Here is a 19,514-nt window from a genome sequence, read left to right as displayed (position 1 = left end):
GACGAAGGATTATCCTGCACGATACCCAACGCGGACAGGGGCAGGGACGTTGCGCCAGCGAACTCTGCCGCTAACTCCCGCAACTGCTCCGTGAACGGCTGCATCGACTGTTGCGGGATCCTGTCCACCTCCGGCAGGTCCCCTTCCTCGTCCTTCGTCAAACCGCGCACCGTACCCAACTTCCACGACCACTGCTTCACATCCTCCCACTGCTCCTCCGTCAACCCGCGAATCAGCAGACCCGGAGCGGTAAACAGTTCAGATGCGACATCCATACGCAGCGCGGCACGCATCGCCCGGTCCGTAATCGTCATCACCGGCCGGGAAATCCGGGAACGGCCAAACGGCCTGTCCAGCGACGGACGGAACGGTAACGGCTCCATCGGTACTCGGCGAAGTCCGTGCGGCGCATGCCAGTCCACGAACCAGCCAGCCCCGGCCGTCCGACAGGTGATCACCTGCTCCGGGGTTAACAGTGTGAGCATGGTGGGACGGCCCAAGTCGTCAATGTCGTTGATCACCAAGCCGCAACGCAGCGACCTGGTTCGCCGGTCCCAGATCGCGGACGCCCACTGGGCCGAATGCGACAAGATCATCACCTGCGGATCCCCAGACGCCACATCCCCCAACGACGTCGAAACGAACGCCACCGAATGCGTCATCGATGACGCAATCGTTTGCGGCATCTCAACATCGAACCTGTTCTCCCGAAAGATCTCTCCCAGGTCGAACGGGTCCTCATCCCCAGACGGCGACACGACACCGTCCCACATACACAAGTGGGACAAGCCAAACACGGCCTTTTCCGGCCAGGACGACACGATAGACAAGCGGGCCGCAATGTCCGTCGGCACAGCCAGACCCAAGTTCTCCACCAGGTGGTGCGCGTCCACATACAGTTGCCGGAGCTCGTTACGCGGCCGCTTCCGCGCCCACAACACCACCAGCTCATCTAACTGGCCCTGCAGGTCATCCGGCAGGCCCGCCACACGAGGAGGACTGAACGCAATCGGCGCCAAGAGAATGTCACGCCCGTACTTCACGACATGCCTCCTGTTCGTCGTCCTGGTACTCGTTTCGCTGTCCGCGCCGCCCACAATGCGGCAGACACGGCCTCTAAAGGTGTTTCGTCTCCGTCTGGTGATGTCGCTGTCCAACTCCACGCCCCGTCACGGCCACGTGGACGCTTGTCACACACTCTCACCGCCGCCTCTAACACGTCCGAAGACTGACCGACCGGGTGTGTCACAGTGCCATCCCGCAGCCCCTCCAACAAGGCCGCACACGAGTCCGTGTACTGGCGGGTTGTCATCACCTGCACCAAACGGTCCGGGACTTTCCGGGCGCGTAACGCGTCAGCAAGCACACCAGATCCTGCCGGGCCAACAATCGCAATCCGAGCCGTCTGCTTCCACCGGTCCGCCAGCCAGTCCGCCAACGTGCCAATACCAGACTCAGTTGTGCCGGTATACGCGCCAATAACCTCCGCATGGTAGTGGTCACCGTTCTTCACGACACCGGCAATGGCTTGCGCATCACCATCCGCATTAAACGCGACGCCGAACGACCTCACACCGCCCGTCGGCCCTACTTCCACCGCACTGTCTTCCCAGACCGTAGCGGGGATAGCACGACGGACAGCCACCGCATCCCAGATGCCTAGCGCCTCCCGACGGTACGAAGCGTCCGCCCCGAGGAGCTTCCGCATCCGTAACACTGCCGTTTTCGACGTCCTGTGCGGGAACGACGGGTTCGCTTTCGCTACCTGTGCCCAGTCGTCCAGGTCGGCGTCAGGGTCGGCAGAAAACTCGACATACAACGTGCCCCTATCTCCCGCTAGAGCATCCTGGCGACGCTGCGTGAACACCATCCCCGGGTCCTTCGGCCGGGGCGGCGTGCCCATCATGATCACGAGACCATTCGAAGCCGCATTCGTCGCCGGAACCATGTCCGACATGGCATCCTCCGACAGGATTTGCGCCTCATCCAACACGAGCAAATCCACCTGAGCGAACCCGCGACCAAACCCGGACTCGCGGGCCCCGAACAAGATCCGTGACCCATTCCGAAACAGGACAGCCTGCTCCCCGTTCGCCGCCCGAACCGCGGCGACCAATGGCATGACGCGCGGCTTCCGAGCCATAGACCGCATCGCTTGGAACGTCTCCGTCGCCGTCCGAGTCCTATGCGCCGTCCAAATCACCGTCAACCGCGGGAACAGGACACACAAGCAGAACACCATCCAACCGATCGTGAATGTTTTACCTGTCTGCCGTGGGATCGACAGGACAACGCCACCCACACCGGCCGCATACGTCCCATCGGCACGCTTCCCCAGGATCAACGTGCCCAGGCCGTCTTGCCACCGGTCAAACTGAATCCCCAGCTCGGCTGCCTGGGCGCGGACCGGCCCCCATCCCGTAGTCACAATCCCGTCCGGCACACACAGGTGACGGACCGTCTCAGATAGCTTCGGAGTCGAACGCGGCGTCCTGCGTTGAGACATGCGCCGCCTCCTTCGCCTCCGCCACCTCTAACGCTTTCAGTTCCTTCGTGATCTCCATCAGCCGACGCGACAGCGACGACAAGTCACGCGGCGGCGTACCCGGATCCTCCACCGCTTGCGCGATCCGGGCCTGCAAATGCACCAACAGTGCTTTCTCATCCCCTTCTTTCGCCGCCGTCGTAATCTTCTGCGGTCCCCTCCGCTTCGACACGGACGGCTTCTTCCCGGCCGGGGCTTCCGTGCCGTCGACGGCTTTCAGCTGGCGTGCCATCAAAGATCACCAGCCTTCCTCAGGAGCGTGTGTGGTGGAAAAAACGGTCGGGGAGATATTTCGCTATGCCTCTGGGAACGCGACCGGGTGGGGGTGGGGGTGTGCTGCCCCTTGTGGTGGCCGGGCGGGTGGGGTGGTTGTTTTACCAGGGGATGGTTGTGGTGGTGGTTGCTGGTTGTGTTGTTGTGGTTTTGGTGGGTTTGTTGCCGCGTTTTTGGTTGCATGTGCGGCAGATGGTGCGTCCGTTTTCTGGTGTGTTTTGTCCGCCGTGGCTGTAGGGGATGATGTGGTCTGCTTCGGCGGAGTTGGGTTGTTTGGGTGTGGTGTAGTTGAGTTGGGTTCCGCAGATGGGGCAGTGTGTGATGCCTGTGTTGTGGTCGCGGGTGATGATGTGGGTGCGCCATTTTTTGTGGCTGGTGGTGCCGGTGCGGCTGGTGGTCATGGTGGTGTTGTGTTTGTTGTTGGTGGGGTGTGGCGTGGGTGGGCGCGTGGGTGGTGGGTGTTGTTTTTGGGGTGGTGTCTACCGGAAGGGGTCCCTTGTTTTTTGTGGGGTGGGGTGTTTTTTGGAGGGGCCCCTTTTGTTTTGAGGGGGTGGTTGTTGAAAGAGGCCCCCTCTTGTTCTCGGGTGGGGGCATAGTTCTTCACTGGAAAGCGTCTCATGGTTTGTTCCCCGTGGCAAGTGTGGGTTCTTTTGGCGTGTCGGCACGTTCCATGTTTCGCGTTTCTATGGGCTTAAGTATTTTTGGTGCCCCCGTTCCTAATGCGGGGGCTGTTTGTCGTTTCTAGCGCGGTTTTTGTGTGTCTGGCGGGGTGGTTGCGAGGTGGTAGGCGTCGGCGAGTGGGATGGTGCCGTCGGGGCGTGGGTGGAGTTGGTGGCGGTTGATCCAGACGCGGATGCGGTGGCGTGAGATGTGGAGGAGGTGTGCGGCTTGGTCGCGGGTGACGTAGGGTGCGGCGGCGAGGATGCGGAGGCGTTGGTACTCGGCGATACCTTGCGCGGTCCAGTCATTGTCGCAGTCTTCGCAGTGGTAGACGTCGGCGACGCCGCGGGCGGTGACGGGGTGGACGAGGGTCTGTCCGCAGGTGGGGCAGTGCCGGTCGGTGGGGATGGGGGTGAGGCCGCAGGCTTGTTGGAGTATGTAGTGGACGGTGTTGAGCTCGGCGGCGAATTGGTCCATGGCGGGGTAGGAGATTTCCGCCCAGGGGAGGTTGGCGTGGAGCCAGAGAAGGGGTTGGCTGGTGGGTTTGGGTTCGTTGGGGGTGTCGCGCCATGTCCACCACGCGACTGCCCAGGCGGTTGCCCATTGGTTGAGGCCGGTACGGCTGCGGATGCCTGTCGGGTCGGCGGGTGGGGTGTCCCAGTAGTCGAGTGTGTGGGATAGGCCGAAGGGCAACGTGTCCGGTTTCGATGGGGATCCTGTGACGGGCCGGGAGGGGTCGGCGGCGTGTACCGGTGACCACGTGTGATGTGGGTCGGGCATGGATGCCGCGAGGCGGATGACGTCTTCAAGCTGGGCGGCAAGCTTATCAGTCATGGGTTTCTCCTCCGGTCAGTGTGGTTTTGACGGCGTTGATGAGGGCTTGTTGGGTGGTGTTTTTGCGGTGAAGGGCGTCGAGTATGAGGGGGTCGATGGTGTTGGTGGTGGTCAGGTGGTGGATGGTGACAGGGTGGGTTTGGCCTTGCCGGTAGATGCGAGCGTTGGCTTGTTGGTAGAGCTCGAGTGACCAGGTGAGGGAGAACCAGATGAGGTCGTGGCCGCCGTCTTGGAGGTTGAGTCCGTGGCCTGCGGCTGCGGGGTGGATGAGTGCGGCGGGGATGCGGCCGTGGTTCCAGTCCGCGATGTCGGTGGGTGTGGTGAGGTCGCGGATGTGGGGGAAGCGTTGGTGGATGCGGTCATGGTCGTGTTTGTACCAGTAGGCGATGAGGACGGGGTTGCCGTTGGCGGCTTCGAGGAGGTCTTCGAGGGTGTCGAGTTTGTGGTTGTGGAGGGTGGTGTAGTTGCTGGTGGGGGTGCCTTGTGGGGTTTGGGTGTAGATGGCTCCGGTGGCGAGTTGGGAGAGTTTGGAGGAGAGGACGGCGGCGGAGGCGGCGTCGATGTCGGTGTCGTTGATGGTGGTGATCATGTCGTGTTGGAGTTTCGTGTAGGTGGCGTGTTCTGTGGGGGTCATGGTGACGGGGTGGGTGATGTAGGTGATGGGTGGGAGGTTGAGGTGGTCGGTGGTTTTCATGGAGACGGTGATGTCTTTGATGCGGTGGTAGATGGCTTGTTCGGCTCCGGGCTTCGGTTTCCAGGTGAAGATTTGGGTGGCGTTGCGTTTGTCGGGGGTGAAGTAGGTGGCGCGGTAGTGGGTGATGTATTTGCCGAGGCGTTGGCCGCCGTCGAGGAGGCGGTATTGGGCGTAGAGGTCGAGGAGTCCGTTGGGTGTGGGGGTGCCGGTGAGGCCGATGATGCGGTTGATGTGGGGGCGGACTTTGAGGAGGGCTTTGAAGCGTTTGGCGGTGTGGTTTTTGAAGGAGGAGAGTTCGTCGATGATGACCATGTCGTAGGGCCAGGGGGTGTTAGTGGTGGTGTGGTGGTTGACGAGCCAGGGGATGTTTTCACGGTTGATGATGTGGAGGTCGGCGGGTTGGTTGAGTGCGTGGAGGCGGTGTGTGGGTGTGCCGGTGATGAGGGCTGGTGTGAGGTGGGTGAGGTGGTCCCATTTGATGATTTCTTGAGGCCAGGTGGTGGTGGCGACTCTGAGTGGTGCGATGATGAGGGGCTTGTTGATGTGGCCGTCGTGGAGGAGGTTGTTGATGGCGGTGAGGGTGGCGACGGTTTTGCCGAGGCCCATGCCGAGGAGGATGGCGGCCTGCGTGTGGGTTTCGATGAATCGTGTGGTGTAGGTCTGGTAGTCGTGGGGTTGGTAGTGCATTAGTGGCCGCTTTCGAGTAGTTGGTTGAGGAGGGTTGGGATTTGGTTGGGGTGGTTGATCCATGTGGCGGTGAAGCCGAGTGTTTGGAGTTGGTGGAGGCGGTGGTGTTGGAGGGGTCGGGGTGTTTGTCCGGGGGCTTTGAGTTCGACGAAGGCGATGAGGCCGCCGGGGAGGAGGATGATGCGGTCGGGGACGCCGTCGAGTCCGGGGCTGGTCCATTTGGGGGCGATGCCTCCGGCGTTTTTGACGGCGGTGACGAGCTGGGATTCGAGGTCGCGTTCTCTCATGACTGGTCTCCTGCCTGGATGGGGAGGTGTGGCAGGTGGCAGATTGTTTGAGAAAGTTCGCGCATATGCGCGCGTGCGTGCGCGCGCGTATATATATATATATTTATACGCGTGCGTATAGACCAACATAGAAAAAACCTGCCACACCTGCCACACATGTTTAGATTGTGGCGGCGTGGTGCGGAAAGGTCAGGGTGGCAGATGTTGAAATCATCCGCCACTTGTGGCAGATGATCTGCCACCCTGTGAAAGTTATCCACAGACGCTTTTTGTTGGGCATGCCCTACATGCGTGTGTGGATGGCAGATGTGTGTGGCGGATGTTGTCGAATGGTGAACCATGTTAGCGGCCTCCTAAATCGTCCCATGGCGAGTCAGAGAGGGTGGCATCTTCCTGTTCCTCTTCTTTCAGTCGCACGCCGTCGTAGAAACGGGATCCTCTACTGCCTTTGCTGGCAAGGATGCCGTGGGTGCGTAGACGTTGCGTCAACCCCTTCGCCGACACGGGCCGCTCCCCCACACCCACACACCACGCCTCATACGCACGGCGGAAAACAGCAACACGGATATGCAAGTCCTGACGGGTCGGCTCCCCGGTCACACACTTCTCGTTCAAGAACTGGGTGACCGTATCCTGCTCCAACTCGTACTGGCCTGTCGCTACCCGTACCGCGTCCGGTGTCGCCAGGCCACCAGTCAAATAGTGACGGGTCCCTTCCAGGATCCACGCCAAGATCCCCGGCGCCTCAGCGAACAGTTTGTCCTCCAAGCCAGGGTCGCGCTCGCCCGCTGGCACGACATAGTTGAACGGGATTTTGCGCAGCCGGTCCCAGAACGCGTCCCCGCCGCCACGGACCTCCGGCTCATGATTCCCAAGGAGGAACAAAGTGTGAGACGGTGTGAACGTGAAAAAGTCCTGGTGGAGGAACCGTGCCGAGATCACGTCCCGGCCTGTTAAGAGCTTTACGCGTCCCTCCGCGAACTGTTGCCCCTCCTCTAATTCTGAGGCGATAGCGATCCGCACACCGGCCAGGGAAGCGATCTCCGTGGGGTGGCGTTGCATCGTCGAAGCGAGGAGAGCTTCAGCTTGCAGGTTGGACGTGTAACCGGACTGGTCCCGGCCAAGCACATGCTGGATAACGTTGAGCATGGTCGTCTTACCGTTCGCACCGGAGCCGTGCAGGAACGGGAGGATACGCTCACGGATCTGACCGATGATGGCGAGCCCGAAGAGGCGTTGCATGAATCCGATGAGCTGGGCGTCACTCGTGAAGATCTGGTCAAGAAATGCGGTCCATGCAGGAGTGGGCATGTCCGGGTCGGGTGCGATAGTGGTGGAGCGAAGGAATCGGGAGGCAGGCGAGGGCGGACTGGTCTGCCCCGTGCGTAGATCAACCGGCCCGGCAGGCGTGTTCAGCTGCCAGGGGTCGATGTCGAACACAGTGTAGGGGGTGTGGAAGGTGGGGATGGTGGAGGCGACGGTCAGCATGTTGTCCAGGCCGGATCGGGACAGGGTACGGCGTTTGTGGGTTTCGTCGGCCTTCGTGTCAACGGGGAGGGACCGGGCGAGGTTCTTCGCGGCTTCGTAGGCTTTCGCGTTACCGGATTCCAAGTCCCAGTGGTGGCCGGTCCAGGCGGCCCACGTGTGCCGTTCGGGAATGTAGACGAAGTGTCCGGTGTACGTGTCGGCGAATCGGAGGGCGTTACCGTCGTCGGTCCGCGTATAGATGTTCGGCTCGCTCGTGATGACCGTGTGAGCGTTGCCAGGATCGCCTGTGAGAGCCGCAGCCGTGCTAGTGGTGTTCTTGTCCGCCGCAGACTCGCCCGCGTCCTCAGGGGCGGTTTTTGCGGTCGTGGAGGCCTGTCTGGTAGGGGTGAGATCATCGACGACATCCGGACGGGGACGGGCATGCTCCGCCTGCCGACCATACCCGTCAGTTAACAACTGCTTCGCAGCCTTCCGATGATCCCCACCGTGGTTCAGTACTGCGTACGCGCCGAGCTTCGTATACGGTGTCTCGGCGTCGAACACGGTGGACGTGGACCACACGTAGAGCCGGTCACGGTCGCCCGCATGCCCAGTCGAAGCGGAAATCCCTTGGGTTTTGCCGGGGCGCCGCCAAAACGTCTCCCCACCACGAGTTAACACTTGCACCCAACCGTGGGGTTCAAGAATGTCCACCCAGGAGGTTTTCGCTTCGTAGTCGTCGCCCGGGCTGATACCACCGACAAGGTCATCCACGCCGAGCACCATCGGCCGTGTCAATGGTTGAGAAGAAGGCACCGCATCCAACGACGCAAACAACCGGCACAACTCGTCGTACTCATCCGGGGTGATATGAGGAGCATTCGTCAACGTACCAGTGAGCCCAGTCCAACCACGCCCCGTACGATGGAATGCTCCTGGGGTGGGGGCAACGACAGAGTAACCGCCCTGCCCGCGAGTCTCCGCTAATACCTGCACTCCGCCGTTGTCACCGGGCTGGCGGGCAAGCTTCGTATTCCCCGGACAATCCTCCCCGTCGATGTGCATGTAATAGTGGAAACCACCCGACGGAGAGATCTCCGAACAGCCCTGCATGATCACGCGCCGCCACAGGTCAGTTAAACCAGCTGCCTGCGCGGTTGCCTGCAGGTCGGCCAGGCGGGCCGCTGCCCGTCCCTCCAACTCGATCATGATCAGATTGTTAGAGGCCTTCCCGGTAGCGACACCAATACCAAGGGGACGGGACGCTGAGAACCAGTCAGTAACTTGGGCCCTGGTTGCCGGTGTAGTCTGGTATCGCTTCCACGGCACAGCAGGCCGTTTATCACCCCGATCAGCAGACGCGGGAAGAATCGGGACAACAGACAGCCCGGCAGCCTGATATGAGAGCGCCGCATCCAACAAAGTCCTATCCATTGCGTCCTCCCTTTTCAATGTCAACTTTGTTTTTGGTTTGGGGCTGTGGTGGGAGTCGAACCCACCAACCCGTGAGGGTTCCAACCGTGGACAGCCTGCCCGCGTCTAGCGGGTAGTACGTAGAATCGCGACAGCGGTCGGCTCTAAACCAAGAGCCTGGCCGATCTGCTCATCTGTCATGCCTGCCGCGGCAAGAGCCTGGATCTGGGCAGGGATCGACTGCCCCGCAGCGGGCGCAGGTGTCGGTGCGGGCGTCGGGGCAGGTGCGGGCGTGGGTGTTGCCGGTGCTGACTCCTGTGCTGGTACGGATGACACAGCATCCAACTCGGCCGATACGGCCCGCACAATTTCATACGCGTACACCTTCGTCGGCGACATTCCCGGCCGTGCAGGCGGCTCATCACGCACATACGTCGCCCGGAACACGTTCCCCGGCGCAAGAGCCTGTGACAACCTCTCAAAACCAGCAGTACGAGCAGCATCCGTCAACGCCTTCCGCTGCCCGCCCCACATCTTGATATACGCGGCACGGAACCCGTCATCCTCCGCATCATCCCGCTCCGACGTTTGCAGCGAGATCACGCACTGCATCTTCGGGTCACCGTTATCCCACGTCTGTGGCTTGCCCGTCTGAAAATCCGTTGTCTGCCGCAGATCAATTGACACGATCGTGCCCTCATGGGTCTCCCCAAGGACAGAATCCTTCGTGAAGATTGACCTGCCACCACCGGACGCAAGCTTGTCCAGTTCATCAAGCATTGACATTGTTACGTGTCCTTTCTTCCTGGTTGTTTTTATAAGGTTTGGTCGAGCAGGTTGGCCGCCCGGGGCCAATCCGCATACTTTGAACATGAGAAACAGTCCGGATCCCGTGCCAGCCCCGTAATCCACTCATCCCGCGCATCCACTGACACGTCCTCTAAAGCGTGCAGCGTCCGAGTGATCCGATCCGCACGGTCTAACGCCCGTTGGGCGATCTCCGGCCTGTACGTGTCGGTCCACCACCATCCATCCCCTATCCGGAACTTATTCCGAGGAAGGAAATACACGGCGACATGCCTGGTGGGATACCCGGCGTCATTCCAGCCTTTCGCATACAAATGCGCCTGGGCCTCATACTGGATACCGGGATGCTGGGACGCTTTCACCTTGTCCAGTTTCGCGTTCCCAACAATCTTCCAATCCACTGTCATCCCACCCGACCCCGGCCCGGCAATATCCGGGATCCACAAATCGGTTGACCCGGTGATCGGCGTACCCGCCACTTCCCCGACCGTGACCCGTGCCTCCTGCCGGGACTCCAGCACGCCAGCCTTCGCCAACGAACCGAAAAACCGCTCCAAATGCTCATGAACGCACGTGCCGATGAACGGCAGCCAGGCAGGATCCTGACGGGCCTCCCACCCGGCCAGCTTCGCCGCCAGACAGTGGTCGCACGGCGTGCCAAGCTCGGACGGGCCGATGAGCTTCTGTAACGACCTGGGGGCCGAGAGGATCGAGTCCTCAATCAACGCCCGCAGGACGTGCATCATCTCATCTACCTGTCCTGTACCCTGAGCCGCCGACGCGGACCGGGCAGCTGGCGGGACGAGTGACATGGTCGGCGTGCTCATCGGACCGTGACCGTTACCTTCCCCGGCATCCGGTACGCGTCCAACGCCGCCTCGGAAAACAGTCGCTTCGCAGCCCTCTGGTTGAACGCCTGCTCGTACAACTCCGGATGCGTAGATGCCGGGAAATCTTTAGCGACCTTGTCCCACGCGATCCGCCGGGGCGTGGTCACCACCAGTCGTTTCCCAGCAATGTCAGGGCACCCTTGGGGATACAGATCTGCGAGCCGTGTCTTGATCGACGCTTTCTGTTCTTCGATAGCTTGTGCCTGCTCATCTAAGGCCAGATATGTCCGCATCAGCGTCTCCGCTTCCTCGCGCACTGTCGCCGTCGCCGTCGCCGTCGTGGTCATTCGTCGTCACCTCCGTCACCAGGTGTCGGTGCGGACGCGACAGAGTCCAACCGTGCAGCAACATCCTCTGTCCGGGCTGGCCTGCGGGCCGTTTCTGGGTCTGGACGTGTCACAATATGTTTCCTTTCTTGTGGTCAGGACCGCCAGGCAGACGTTTCGCCGCGTCCACTGCCGCCCGGCGGACCAGGTAGTACATGAAGTCGGTACGATTAGCGACAAGCAGTCTCTGCTTATCTGTGAGGTCTTCCCATGGGCCGTGATCGGTGTCGCCATCGATCCGGAGTGCAGAGTCCCACGCCCGCCCTTCGACCGAGATCCGTTTCCCGGCGTATAGCAGGACGATGTCCGCGTGCTCTTGGAGACGGTGGCGCACGTCCCGAGCGGATATCTCCCATGGCAGTAGCAGGTCGGGTCGGCGTGCGAACACGTCATCCGCCAGCTGGGCAGCAGTGACCTTCCACCGGCCCTGACCCTCCAACCAGTAATAGAGGTCCGCAATAGTGTCGATATAGGTAATTTGAGTGTCGGTCGTGGCGTCGTCCCATGGCTGACCGGTTGCGAGCACGTAGGTATCCTCTGCCGTGCACTCGATGTTATTCATGGAGGCCAGGTCGTCGATCAGTGGGACGTTTCCTTCCCATCGGATATAGTCCGATGTGGCGGTGGTGAAGCGGTCAGAAAGGATGGCGCACCAATCTTCCCAGCTGGCATATGATCGTTGTTGTGCTGGGATCATGACAGGCCGCTCCCTTCCTTGTCTCTGGCGAAGGTGGCGGAGACGACAGTGACATAGCAACGGGCCGTCACCGTCGTATCGTTGGCAGTGGTGATGACCGGGTACAGGCCACGTGCCAGGCCCGGCTGACGAGTGAACTGGGCGAACGAATACGCTGGCCGTGCCACCCGTTCGGGTAGCGTGTGGAAGCCTGTCAGGCGGGGCCCTGCCGGTGTCCACGTGGCAGGCCTGATGATCTGACCGTGCGGGTCCACTATGATGCGTATGTACCGGTGCCCGCGGGGTTCGAGTGCGAGTCCAGGCGTGGACAGGTCTAACGCGACCGTCGCCCACCCGGCAGGCCCCTCCGTGTTAGTGGTGGGGGTTGGGGGTTGTCTGACGGCTTCCAGGATCGCCTGCCGTTCTGCTTCCATCGCGGCCTCATCGAGCCCGAAATACGTGTACACGTCCTCTCGGCGTGCCGCGTAGAGCTGGCGGTCCTCCAGATAGGCGCGGACCGCATCAAAACTGGGTTTCACTGTGTCGAACTTGTCCAATGCTGGAGTGTCAATGGTGATGCCGTTAACCGTCGATGCCATGACCAGCTCCTCCCCGCGCTTCCTGAGTGTTCGAGATGGGGCTGGTCATCGCGTCCGCGTTCACAGCCCACACGATTGAGTGGCCGATAATGTAGGCGACAATGTGGCAGTCCCACGCGGCTGTGTATTGTTCTCCTTCGTCTTGGGGGATGACACGGGACCAGTGCTGGTCGAAATGGTGGAACGCGGCTTTGTGGGCCAGGGTTTCGTCTCCGGCTTGGATGATGGCAACGGACCGGTCCGTGATCAGCGGGTTAATAGGATGCGGTTCGTCGGCATACTTCGCACCGAACGTCACATAGTAGACGGGCATGATGTAAGTCCTTTCTTCGATTGTTTGAGGCCTCGTCGGTAGCAGGTGATACACAAGGGCCCGGCAGCGCCGTAGCCCATCGTGTCTGGCATGTCCTGCTTGCTGGTGTGGTGTGGTCGGGTTAGTCGCCCGCAGGACAAGCACGGCTCGGCCGTGCGGGGCGTGCGGGGTCGGCGTCCGCCGTAGAACCGTGCCGCCCATACGCCTGACAGGCGTATGTTCTTCGCGAGCAGACTGCCCGCGTACTCCCGGCACGCCGCGAGCGCCGGACAAGCCGTGCACCGTGCGCAGGCCGTGGCTGTCTGGTCTTTATGGCCCGGCTCGGGGAACCAACCATCCGGATCCGTGCGGCATAACGCGTCCGTGAAAATGTCACTCATCGTCGTCACCGGTCCTGGTAGTGGGTGTCAGGGCTGAGGCGGCGAAGAGGCAGGCGATCACACCAGCCGTACCCAGGACGACGTCGCTAGCACTGTGGATCATGCCGCCGTTGACCGCGAGCGCGGAGGCGAGGACTGCGAGCGCGTAGATCGCCGTGTAGGCGAAGATGCGTAGGACGCGGATTGCTTCCCGGTCGAGGTAGTGGAGGACGCGTTTCATGCCGCATCACCACCGTCTATGCTGGCGAGCGTGTCATTCAGGCGGGCGATCTTGTCTCGGCGTTCCGCTTCAAGCAGGGTTTTATCGATGCCGTAGTACTCGTAGACGAGGTTCTCGGTGGCGGTCTCGTATGAGAGATAGGCACGGCCGTCGTCAACGTTATACAGGTACATGCCCTCGTAGGTTTTTTCGAGATATTCGAGGAAGTTGAGGATCTCGAAGGCGTAGTCAGCGGCTTCGTTCCATTTCGCACATTCGGGGTATTGCTTCCCCGCTGGTTGGGGGCTGGTAGTGTTGTTGGTAGACATTGGATTCTCCTTTGTTCCGCCGCGCCCCACTAGCACTAGGGCGCGGCATTCCTTTACGTGTCCCTCTCAAGAGGGGTGGGCTTACCGGGTGGAGTTGAAGCGGCTCGTGTACTCGAAGACGCCGCCGAAGATCCGGACGCGCCGGAAGGCGTGAAGGTCGTCGGCATTATCCGGGTTAACATCCCAGTTGCACTGGTCGGATGGGGTTCCTTCGACGACGCTGAGCCCGTACAGGGAGGCAAGAGTGGCGATCCGGTCGATCACGGCGTCTGTGCTCATCGGGCCGATACCGCCGTCGAGCAGCTCGACGAGGTCGGTGGCCTCCTGCCAGCCTTTACGATGCTGATTCATCGTTGGCATGTTCCTTCCGGGTTAGATGGTTTTCCGGTGGGCGAGTTGGGCTCGTCGTGTCCGGGGTGCGATCTGGTAGGGGTCTGTTTTCTGGGGTGTGCGCGCGTTCAGGAAGCCGTCGACTGATGCGGGCGGGAACCTCCAATGGCCACCGATTTTTAACGCGCCGGGGAACTGGCCGTCAGCGGCGTACATGGAGATAGTCCGCCGGGTCAGACGTAGCCGTGAAGCGACTTCGTCCGCCGTCCATAAGACAGGAGGGTCCGGGACGGGAGTGAGGCTGGTAGGATCTGTGCTAGACATCGGTTTTACCCTGATCTTTCGGTGTCTGGCCGTGCCCGGCATTCGTTGTCGGGCACGGCGTTTTCTTGTGTGGCAGTCGCGGACGGGGACGGCAGGTCGACGGGGACAAGTTGGCCGTCCACGGCCAAAAGCACGAAACCCATCACGCCACCCCCTCGACTCGCGGCATTGAGCCGAGTCGCCGAACGGCTTCTTGGATCAACTCATCCGGCGTGGTCTGAAGGTAATCAGCGACTTTTTTCAACTCTCCAGCTGTGAACGCGGTCCTTCCGGATACGCGGGCGGAGAGATTGGTCCGATGAACATGAAGTAAGGAGGAAAGCTCAGTCAAGCTCTTTGTCTGCCGTTGTCGCGCGAATTCTGCGCGAACCTCAGCGGCAATCGCCTGATCAAGAGTGTTGTACCCAATTTGGTTCGCGTCCATGTCTCAAGTGTGAACCCAATCGGGTACATTGTCAACCGCATGTCGCACCTATCGCCGAAGTGAACATTTGAACCAGGGTCGGTACACTTGCTGTATGAGGCAAAGTAAGAATTTTGAACCGATGGACGAAGCAGTTAGTGACGCATTGATTGCTGCCGTGCAAGATTCCGGCGTGAGCTATCGGGAACTACGGAGACTCACAGGCCTGTCGATCAATCGAATTGGCATTATTCTTCGTAAAGAGCCACCACCAGCGACGATGGGGGAAATCTACTCTATTGCCGCGGCCGTGGGCGTCGATGTGGTTCAGATGATCAGAGAAGCCGACAGGCAGGCCTCTTCTGTGTCGGATCCGATTCCTACTATTGACCCGGAAGCTCTCGGCCTCGCCGCCATGCGAGACACGCGCGACCAGGAATACGAAGCCAACAACTAGACCAAACAAGATGGGGATGGACGATGGAGTTCACGGATCTTGCTAACCGAGTCGAACAGGCCGGAGTCCGTATCGTCTGGGCACACCTCACTCCCGGCCACACCGGTGCCGCCGACCCCGCCACGAGCACCATCTACCTCGACACCATCCTCGACGCCACACCCCGCCACGCCATCTCCACACTCGCCCACGAACTCGGACACCTCACCCTCGGTCACACAGGACCACAACCCGCCCACATCGAAGCTGCCACTGACGAATGGGCAGCCCGCCTCCTCATCTCACCCGTCGACTATGCGACCGCGGAACACCTACTCGGCCCCAACCCCTACCTGCTCGCCGTCGAGCTTGGCGTCACAGAGGAGCTCATCCACGCATGGCAACGCATCATTGCACGTAGTTTTTCCCCGGAATCTATACCGGATTTAATACCAGCCGCCGCCTAACGCTCCACACTGGAAGAACCGGGGCCACCGCCGGAATACGCCTGTGTTACGTAACACCAAGCACCCCGATTTTTCCGCATTCCCACGTCCCCTACACTACACGCCCGGCCCGCAGTCCAACACGGCGGAACCATTGACACACCGCCGAAAAACGCGCCTCCAGGGGGTTAATTCCCTAAGATTTCAAGTCCCGTCTTCCACCCCGATTTTTCTGCGTTATGTCAGTGTTCCAACGTTGGTTTATTAGCTGCGCGGTGCAGCGTAAGATTATGTGCCGATTCGGCATGGATGATGAAATGGCAATTTCCACCTTCCGGTTGGTGCCTACGTCCCGCTTTTTGCTACGCTCTCCCACCTAGGGTGAGAATTCTCCGGGTTTTCCCCAGTTTTCCGCGAATAACCCGGAACTTTGGGGATTTCCCGAAGGTTTCGCAGCTGCCGCAGCGCGCAGTGATCAGCCCCGCGGAGTTTTGGGGATGTCCCGAAGATTTTGCATCGGTGGTGGATCGTGCGGAGGGGGAGTCGAGGCGTGGCAGGCAGTGTTGCGCCCGCGAATGGCCCGGATGATTTGCACTGCAGGTGTACTCGAGGCTGGGCATGCGGCACGGCGCCCTGCGAGTGACTCGAGGATGCTACACCGTTGCGAGTCTTTCTACCGACGGCGGGGGAGCGCCCGCCTCGCCATCGCGAAGAAGCTCGGAGATCGACGACGGGGGCCACCGACAGCGGAGGACGGCCGAAAGAAGCAGGTTCCGTTTCTCGGCCGTTTGAGGTGTTTGCGTGGGCGATGGATGATCCGGCTGTCGGTGTTGGATGGATTCGACGCCGATGTACAGGGCGCATTCCAGCAGCGGTGCTTCCGAATGGCAAGCCTGAGAGAGGCCGGATGAGTGGCTATCCGATTGGTATGCGCTGCACGCATGGACCAGTTTCCATGTGCAGCTTGGGAAGGTGTCGGACGTCTGGTGTATGAGAAGCTCCGGTATGGGTCTCGTTCTGCGATGATTGATCGGGAGTCACAGGCGTGAGAGTTTCAGGCGGAGTCGATGAGGAGCACAGCCGTTGCCGGGCTGGTTGTCGCGGAGACTACGCACGCCAAACGGGGTGTAAGAGCGGCCATGACCCCACAGTATGTGGCCGATCATGGGCCTTTCCTCCGATGAGGGGAACTGCGGGCCGGTGATGTGTGGTCTGCTTTTCTCCTGGAGCATGACAGGGCTGAAGGGCTCTCGCCTATGCGTGGTCAACGAACAACGCTGCTCCAGTAGGGAGGGCTCATTGGCTGTTCTGGTGTGTGCCTTCCGAGAGCCCTTTGCGGGGATCCTGTGCGCGAGGACGTGTTGTCATTGGGCTTTATCGTCTTCCGGTGGCTTGATACAGACGAGTTTAGTAAGACCGCCTTGGTTGATGCAGTCTTGTGCGATCTCGTAGACCTGCTGGTGAAAAGCGGTATCTGTGGCGGAAGCGGTTATGGTTGATCGAATCGGTGTGAAGGATCTCAGCGAAGTAGGGACTTCAGCACCGTCTCGGCTCGAGGCATTCCACGCAATAAGCGTGAGCGGTTTGACTCCGTGCCATTTGACGCCGACTTGTATGTCGTACTCGCCATGATGAAGAGCGCGACTTGTGGCACGAACGAGCGCCATGAAGTCTGCAACGGTGCACTCGATTGTTCGTCCATGAATCTCCCATGGCTGGAACTCGTGCTCACGCACATCTTTGAGTCTGGAAGGCAGTCGGTGCCCACTGACGGCATACGCCAAGGAAACTGTGCCATCAAAATGTACGCTCATCCAAGTCTCGTATTTGTCCCTCTCTGGGCTTGCTTCCCCTCGTGCAGACGTGCCCCACACAGTCATACGCCGTAGTCCTGGCTGCGGCCATGCGCTCTGAACCCCCTCCAATGGGTGCCAGGCGTTGTTGTGCGAAAAAGACAGCGTTATCCCTGCCGCTTCACGAAAGATTGCCTGCGCTTCCTGCCGACTCAGTCGCTCTGGAACGCCCGGAATGCGCGGACGTGCGACTGCGATGAGCCACGCGCGGTCTCTCGCATCACGGTTCTGAGCGATCTCGTCGTATAACTCGTCGAGTGCTTCGTTTGCGTGCCTGCGCTCATCGAATCGCGCACGGTACATTGTTTCAATCTGCCGTTCCCGCATCCATACCGTATCAGCGTCGTTTCTGATTGGTGCGCCAAAGTACTCGCCCTTGTAAATGAGATGCGGACCGTCGACGCTCGCCGGTACAATGACCGCCACGGCGCGGCGACCTTGTTTGCCAAGCTTTATGATTTCCAGGCCGAAGACCGGAGGGGATATCGCGGTGACGGCAGCGCTGCGGTAGGCACTTTCATGCCGCTCAGTGAAATCGCCGACGTCGCATCGCCCCGTGGCAGCCTTGGATTCTTCCTCGACTCCGTAGACGATCATTCCGCCGCCGCTGTTTGCCATCGCAGCGATATCCTTGGGTACGTCCGTTTGCGCGATGCCTTTAGACGGTGGAAGTTCCCGTTTCCAATCGAGATCCTCGGCCTCTTCCACCTGTCCCTCGATTGCTTGGTCCAAGATGCTATCTGTCAGTGGCCCGGGTTGCAGTCCCAGGGCCTTATGCAACGGTGTAAAAGTATTCATGCAGCGACTCTAGCAAGAGCCTCCGACGCGAAAACGAGTCCAAATGGACTCACCATGCTCACTTTCCTGCGACTCCGCTACGAGTCTAGATCATTCTCGGTAGACTGAGCATCGCTACCACAGCGGTTGTGGTCGGCAATTATTTGGGGGACGACGTGACAGAGTCTTGGCGATCGGCAGTGTGCCTTGCTGAGAGTGACATCTCTCCGAATCATGCCGTTTCACCCGCTGCCCTGAGTCTTCGGCAATACAGCACCTTCCAAAGATACCCGCGTGGCCCGACTGTGCGCTATCCTGTCCTATTGCGCCAAACTTGGAAGGAGTCCCATGTGATATCGCAGACCAGTGACCGCGGACGTTACGCCTTGTCTTTCACTAGTGGTTCTCTCCTTGCGCGTGAGGCATGTATTGCAGCGGCTCTTTATCTGGATTTACGTGACTGGCAAGATGCTCGCGCTCAGCTAACGCAACAGAACCTGCTGCAAACCCGTACTACCTCCTCCGCTGTCCGGCTGGCGCGTGAAACCGTTCAACGTCTCGCCGTCTTCAGTATCGACGAGCTTACGGCTCTTGTAGATGCTAGTCCGAGCGACCGCGGTCTGCTTCTATGGGTGGCGGCCTGCCGTCGCTATGCCTTCATAGGGGACTTCGCCGAAGAAGTGGTACGCGAACGTTATCTTCTACTCACACCGCGGCTTGGGCATGACGAGTTTGACAGTTTTGTCAATGGCAAAGCATTGTGGCATCCAGAGCTGACGGAACTCAGGGAATCAACGCGCAAGAAGCTCCGTTCGAATGTGTTCCGTATGCTCACGGAGGCGGGCCTCCTAGAGAGCGGGCTCATCCAACACGCAATTCCCTCCGAGAATGTTCAGAATCTTCTTCAGGCTCGCAATCCGAGCGACCTTCGCTTCCTGCCGATACGCATTCCCGTGGAGGCGACACGATGACACCTACAGATCTCGCTTCTCAGGAGAACCACCTCTTTGAGGCCATGTCGAGTGCGCGTTTCCTGCAAGGGGAGGGACTCTCCAACGAGGTTCCGTTTTTTATCTACCCTTATGCGCCAGAGGATGCAATCGCGGTAGCTGGGGCTCGCAAACGTATTGCCAACCGACTTCGGAAGGAAGGCATCGCGGTTGGTGTGGTCGACCTATACGACCTGTCAATTGAGATTCTTAAAAGGCGCGGTGTATGGGAGCGCCTTATCGCTTTGGAACCTGAGCAGGATAAGAATGACTTTCGTGAACTGCTGCAAGGCATGCTCGATCCGGAGGCTCACCTTGCTCCTGAGATCAAGAAGCTCGTTGATACTGACTCCGACATCGTGTTTCTCACTGGTATAGGCGAAGTGTTCCCCTACATCCGTTCTCACAGTGTGCTGAACAACTTGCAATCTGTGGTGAAAAAGCCCTTGCTGATGTTCTTTCCCGGACGTTACGAGCAATCCGAGACTCTCGGTTCCTCGTTGGTGTTATTCGGACGGTTGAAAGATGATCAGTACTACCGCGCTAAGAACATTCTGGAACAGGAACCGTGATCGAG

At 60.0% G+C, this 19,514-nt stretch carries 23 protein-coding genes; 4 read left to right on the top strand and 19 right to left on the bottom strand.

All coding sequences use genetic code 11. The features are described from left to right. The 18 genes from EKN07_RS06190 to EKN07_RS06095 all read right to left on the bottom strand — a co-directional run. A partial coding sequence (locus tag EKN07_RS06190; protein WP_164546615.1) for a phage portal protein occupies window positions 1–1,043 on the bottom strand: 1,043 nt, incomplete at its 3' end. Further along, window positions 1,040–2,506, bottom strand: coding sequence for a terminase family protein (locus EKN07_RS06185; RefSeq protein WP_126145905.1), 1,467 nt, complete (start codon window positions 2,504–2,506; stop codon window positions 1,040–1,042). The genes EKN07_RS06190 and EKN07_RS06185, both read right to left, overlap by 4 nt. Beyond that, on the bottom strand, window positions 2,463–2,777 hold the full coding sequence (locus tag EKN07_RS06180) for a hypothetical protein (protein ID WP_206435683.1): 315 nt from the start codon (window positions 2,775–2,777) through the stop codon (window positions 2,463–2,465). The genes EKN07_RS06185 and EKN07_RS06180 overlap by 44 nt, the downstream gene beginning before the upstream one ends. Before the next feature lie 142 nt (window positions 2,778–2,919). Beyond that, a complete protein-coding gene (locus EKN07_RS06175; protein WP_126145904.1) occupies window positions 2,920–3,219 on the bottom strand; it encodes an HNH endonuclease in 300 nt (99 codons plus the stop codon). A 340-nt stretch (window positions 3,220–3,559) separates the two neighbouring features. Continuing rightward, the gene (locus EKN07_RS06170; protein ID WP_126145903.1) at window positions 3,560–4,312 is read right to left on the bottom strand and encodes a helix-turn-helix domain-containing protein; all 753 of its coding nucleotides are present in this window, start codon (window positions 4,310–4,312) and stop codon (window positions 3,560–3,562) included. Next, the gene (locus EKN07_RS06165) at window positions 4,305–5,693 is read right to left on the bottom strand and encodes a DEAD/DEAH box helicase (RefSeq protein WP_126145902.1); all 1,389 of its coding nucleotides are present in this window, start codon (window positions 5,691–5,693) and stop codon (window positions 4,305–4,307) included. Before EKN07_RS06165 ends, EKN07_RS06170 begins: the two co-directional genes overlap by 8 nt. Continuing rightward, window positions 5,693–5,980, bottom strand: a complete 288-nt coding sequence (locus EKN07_RS06160; RefSeq protein WP_126145901.1) for a VRR-NUC domain-containing protein — start codon at window positions 5,978–5,980, stop codon at window positions 5,693–5,695. The genes EKN07_RS06165 and EKN07_RS06160 overlap by 1 nt, the downstream gene beginning before the upstream one ends. Before the next feature lie 342 nt (window positions 5,981–6,322). Beyond that, window positions 6,323–8,881, bottom strand: coding sequence for a phage/plasmid primase, P4 family (locus tag EKN07_RS06155; RefSeq protein ID WP_126145900.1), 2,559 nt, complete (start codon window positions 8,879–8,881; stop codon window positions 6,323–6,325). A 105-nt stretch (window positions 8,882–8,986) separates the two neighbouring features. Continuing rightward, entirely contained in the window at window positions 8,987–9,646 is a 660-nt protein-coding gene (locus EKN07_RS13130; protein WP_126145899.1) for a hypothetical protein, read from the bottom strand. A gap of 29 nt (window positions 9,647–9,675) precedes the next feature. Beyond that, window positions 9,676–10,494, bottom strand: a complete 819-nt coding sequence (locus EKN07_RS06145) for a hypothetical protein (RefSeq protein WP_126145898.1) — start codon at window positions 10,492–10,494, stop codon at window positions 9,676–9,678. Further along, a complete protein-coding gene (locus EKN07_RS06140) occupies window positions 10,491–10,844 on the bottom strand; it encodes a hypothetical protein (protein WP_126145897.1) in 354 nt (117 codons plus the stop codon). Before EKN07_RS06140 ends, EKN07_RS06145 begins: the two co-directional genes overlap by 4 nt. Window positions 10,845–10,953: 109 nt before the next feature. Beyond that, window positions 10,954–11,580 (bottom strand): hypothetical protein, encoded by a 627-nt coding sequence (locus EKN07_RS06135; RefSeq protein WP_126145896.1) that lies wholly within the window; start codon window positions 11,578–11,580, stop codon window positions 10,954–10,956. Continuing rightward, window positions 11,577–12,158, bottom strand: coding sequence for a hypothetical protein (locus EKN07_RS06130; protein ID WP_126145895.1), 582 nt, complete (start codon window positions 12,156–12,158; stop codon window positions 11,577–11,579). Before EKN07_RS06130 ends, EKN07_RS06135 begins: the two co-directional genes overlap by 4 nt. Continuing rightward, entirely contained in the window at window positions 12,142–12,471 is a 330-nt protein-coding gene (locus tag EKN07_RS06125; RefSeq protein ID WP_126145894.1) for a hypothetical protein, read from the bottom strand. Before EKN07_RS06125 ends, EKN07_RS06130 begins: the two co-directional genes overlap by 17 nt. A gap of 372 nt (window positions 12,472–12,843) precedes the next feature. After that, on the bottom strand, window positions 12,844–13,071 hold the full coding sequence (locus EKN07_RS06115) for a hypothetical protein (RefSeq protein WP_126145892.1): 228 nt from the start codon (window positions 13,069–13,071) through the stop codon (window positions 12,844–12,846). Continuing rightward, window positions 13,068–13,379, bottom strand: a complete 312-nt coding sequence (locus tag EKN07_RS06110) for a hypothetical protein (RefSeq protein WP_126145891.1) — start codon at window positions 13,377–13,379, stop codon at window positions 13,068–13,070. Before EKN07_RS06110 ends, EKN07_RS06115 begins: the two co-directional genes overlap by 4 nt. An 81-nt stretch (window positions 13,380–13,460) precedes the next feature. Beyond that, window positions 13,461–13,730 carry a hypothetical protein gene (locus tag EKN07_RS06105; RefSeq protein ID WP_126145890.1) on the bottom strand — a complete coding sequence of 90 codons (270 nt, stop codon included), beginning with the start codon at window positions 13,728–13,730 and terminating at the stop codon, window positions 13,461–13,463. Window positions 13,731–14,175: 445 nt separating this feature from the next. Next, window positions 14,176–14,457 (bottom strand): helix-turn-helix transcriptional regulator, encoded by a 282-nt coding sequence (locus tag EKN07_RS06095; RefSeq protein WP_126145888.1) that lies wholly within the window; start codon window positions 14,455–14,457, stop codon window positions 14,176–14,178. Window positions 14,458–14,551: 94 nt separating this feature from the next. On the opposite strand from EKN07_RS06095, the gene EKN07_RS06090 reads away from it, so the two are divergent. Both EKN07_RS06090 and EKN07_RS06085 read left to right on the top strand, forming a co-directional pair. Continuing rightward, complete coding sequence (locus EKN07_RS06090; protein WP_126145887.1) at window positions 14,552–14,893, top strand: hypothetical protein; 342 nt, start codon at window positions 14,552–14,554, stop codon at window positions 14,891–14,893. Window positions 14,894–14,916: 23 nt separating this feature from the next. Beyond that, complete coding sequence (locus EKN07_RS06085) at window positions 14,917–15,339, top strand: ImmA/IrrE family metallo-endopeptidase (protein ID WP_126145886.1); 423 nt, start codon at window positions 14,917–14,919, stop codon at window positions 15,337–15,339. A 1,343-nt stretch (window positions 15,340–16,682) separates the two neighbouring features. On the opposite strand, the gene EKN07_RS06080 is transcribed toward EKN07_RS06085, so the two are convergent. Next, the gene (locus EKN07_RS06080; RefSeq protein ID WP_126145885.1) at window positions 16,683–17,969 is read right to left on the bottom strand and encodes an ATP-binding protein; all 1,287 of its coding nucleotides are present in this window, start codon (window positions 17,967–17,969) and stop codon (window positions 16,683–16,685) included. A 329-nt stretch (window positions 17,970–18,298) separates the two neighbouring features. On the opposite strand from EKN07_RS06080, the gene EKN07_RS06075 reads away from it, so the two are divergent. Both EKN07_RS06075 and EKN07_RS06070 read left to right on the top strand, forming a co-directional pair. Then, a complete protein-coding gene (locus EKN07_RS06075) occupies window positions 18,299–18,919 on the top strand; it encodes a DUF1819 family protein (protein ID WP_108716027.1) in 621 nt (206 codons plus the stop codon). Next, window positions 18,916–19,509, top strand: a complete 594-nt coding sequence (locus EKN07_RS06070; protein WP_108716026.1) for a DUF1788 domain-containing protein — start codon at window positions 18,916–18,918, stop codon at window positions 19,507–19,509. Before EKN07_RS06075 ends, EKN07_RS06070 begins: the two co-directional genes overlap by 4 nt. Window positions 19,510–19,514 lie beyond the last annotated feature (5 nt).

Origin of the sequence: Actinobaculum sp. 352, assembly GCF_003957265.1 — a bacterium.
Taxonomy (GTDB): Bacteria; Actinomycetota; Actinomycetes; order Actinomycetales; family Actinomycetaceae; genus Asp313.
This window is presented reverse-complemented; position numbering and strand designations above follow the sequence as displayed.